Consider the following 2,434-nt stretch of genomic DNA (forward strand, 5'->3'; position numbering starts at 1 on the left):
AATATCGGCAAACTAGTCGAAATTGGGGGCGACTAGTCAAACTAATGGCGGTGATGTCGCTCGTCGATTATGGAGCGAGCGACATCACCGCCAGCAATGCCTCAATCATCCTTATTTTGGCATTGCTGAATTAAGGTATGAAAACATAGGTAGGGGCAATTCATGAAGCGACCGAAATCGCGCTGAGGTTTCCTCAGCGCGATTTCGGTCAAGACATTGCCCCTACCTACGTTTCTAGACATCAAAAATATCCCTTATCATACTTGCATTCTGCAACGCTCTTATTTTCATATATGTCTAAATTACGAGTTCTTCATTTAGTTGGTTCGGCAGTAAGCGAATTTTACGGCGATTTATCGCGATTGTATGCGCGGGATTGTCTGGAGAACACCGCAGATCCACTTCTGTACGAGTTTCACATTGCCTATATTTCACCCGACAAAACTTGGCGGTTTCCAATAGATCTGAGTAAAGAGGCGATCGCGTTAGCCCAGCCTCTGTCACTAGCAGCAGCTATCCCAATCCTAGAAAAGCTTCAGATCGATGTGATGGTACCCCAGATGTTTTGCATCCCAGGGATGACTCAGTATCGCGCCCTATTCAATTTGTTGAATATTCCGTACGTGGGTAATCCTGCCGCACTGATGGCATTGGTTGCTGACAAGGCGAAGACGAAGGCAATTGTTGCCACTGCTGGTGTAATTGTGCCCAAAGGAGAGGTGCTCCGCGCTGGAGATCCGCTGACACTGGATTTTCCATTGGTGATTAAGCCGATGGATGGGGATAACTCGATCGGCGTTACCTTAGCTAAGGATGCTAGTGAATACGATGCCGCATTGCAAGTAGCTTTGGCTCAGAGCAATGAGGTATTGGCAGAAACATTCATCGAACTGGGTCGAGAAGTCCGCTGTGGGGTCATCGATCGAGCTGGTACGCTAATCTGTCTTCCACTGGAAGAGTACGCCTTAGATGCCAAAATGCGACCGATTCGCAGTTATGCTGACAAGCTCAAGGAGAATGATGGCGATTTGGACTTTGCCGCCAAGGATGGCAATAAGTCATGGATCGTCGATCCGCGCGATCCGCTCACCGAGCGAGTAGGTGCGATCGCGAAAAAGTGCCATGTCGCGCTCGGCTGTCGGCACTACAGTCTGTTTGATTTTCGGGTCGATCCGCAGGGCAATCCGTGGTTCTTGGAAGCGGGACTGTTTTGCTCTTTTGCCAAGACGAGCGTACTGTCGGAGATGACCAAAGCCGCCGGGATACCCTTAGCAGAATTCTTTGATGAGATGCTACTGGCGGCGGTGGGGACGCGCTTGTAGTGGGTTGTCACTATTTTACCAACTGTCCTATCCCCTAAAGCCCAAAACCCAAAGCTTAAAGCCTCCTAAGCTGCATCCATCCAGTCGTAGATCCGATCGAGTTGTTCGATCGTTACTAGTCCGTACTGCCAGAGTAACATTGGCAGTGGGCCTGGATTGTGCTCGTTTTGTTTGAGGACGATCGCCATCGAAGATGCCGAAATCGCTAGGTCTTCTTGCAAGAATCGAATTAATTTTGTCACTGGGGTAGATGAGATCATTGCCGTACCTCCGGCTAAATGTTAAAAATGTGTTTATTAAATAAAGAGCAGAGTCAGTACCTTACCAATGTTCTCACCTAGAGCTTTGGGGATAAGCAATGTTTGCTCTGGATCTTCAGCGGTTGCGGTCTAAATTACAGAAAGATTCAAAAAGATTTTAAATTAATGATGCTTTTAGTCGCAGATCGATCCATAACGATCGGGAGTACAGAAGTGACTGAAATGAGATGACAGCAGTTTCTGAGTCTAAAGATGTGATGGACCTTAAATTTTGATATTTTGTGATGATGACTGCAACGCCTCGATTTCCAAGTCTAGAAATTCAGAAAGTAGCAGTTACAAATATTTAATCTTGTTATCACCCAATTGAAATCCGTGAGAATACGGTAGTTGTCTAAAGTTAAAATCCGAGTATCCGTAAATTTAATGAGTTTTTTATTATTTAAAGATGGATTTTAGCACAGCTAATAGCCTTTCTCTTTGAAACAATTAATATTTCAGTATTTTGGCTGAGTAGGTTTCTATTTTCAAGCGATCGCCCACTTTGAGGCGAAGTTCTGCGGCTCTACCACTTGGTAATTCAATGACATTATCGATCGGAATTTGGGAATCTGGACCATAACCCGGACAAGAAACTGTTTTACAAGGTGGGACTTTTGCACTGATATATTTGACTACGCCATTCGACAAGAACACCATATCGAGTGGAATCAGCGTATTTTTCATCCAGAAGCTGACTGGACGGGGTGGCGAGAAGACAAATAACATGCCGCGATTGGCAGCGAGCTGAGTGCGATACATCAGCCCGGTAGATTGCTCTTCAACAGTGCGTGCCACCTCTAAAAGTATCTT

The 2,434-nt window shown here is 45.8% G+C and carries 3 protein-coding genes; 1 reads left to right on the forward strand and 2 read right to left on the reverse strand.

Annotation, left to right across the window (positions count from 1 at the left end):
- Positions 1–293: 293 nt before the first annotated feature.
- A complete protein-coding gene (locus RMO52_RS07810; protein ID WP_309742418.1) occupies positions 294–1,322 on the forward strand; it encodes a D-alanine--D-alanine ligase in 1,029 nt (342 codons plus the stop codon).
- A gap of 65 nt (positions 1,323–1,387) precedes the next feature.
- Here RMO52_RS07810 and RMO52_RS07815 read toward each other — a convergent pair whose 3' ends face one another.
- Together RMO52_RS07815 and RMO52_RS07820 are read right to left on the reverse strand one after the other, a co-directional pair.
- Positions 1,388–1,582, reverse strand: coding sequence for a DUF2949 domain-containing protein (locus tag RMO52_RS07815; protein WP_309742419.1), 195 nt, complete (start codon positions 1,580–1,582; stop codon positions 1,388–1,390).
- A 489-nt stretch (positions 1,583–2,071) separates the two neighbouring features.
- Positions 2,072–2,434 (reverse strand): DUF192 domain-containing protein (locus tag RMO52_RS07820; protein ID WP_310412616.1); only part of this gene is annotated, 363 nt, incomplete at its 5' end.

Source organism: Chamaesiphon sp. OTE_8_metabat_110, assembly GCF_031382685.1.
Taxonomy (GTDB): Bacteria; Cyanobacteriota; Cyanobacteriia; order Cyanobacteriales; family Chamaesiphonaceae; genus Chamaesiphon.

Excerpts from the sequence above, each read along its gene's own strand:
- RMO52_RS07810 (WP_309742418.1), top strand. The coding sequence starts at position 294 with ATGTCTAAATTACGAGTTCTTCATTTAGTTGGTTCGGCAGTAAGCGAA.
- RMO52_RS07815 (WP_309742419.1), bottom strand. The coding sequence starts at position 1,582 with ATGATCTCATCTACCCCAGTGACAAAATTAATTCGATTCTTGCAAGAA.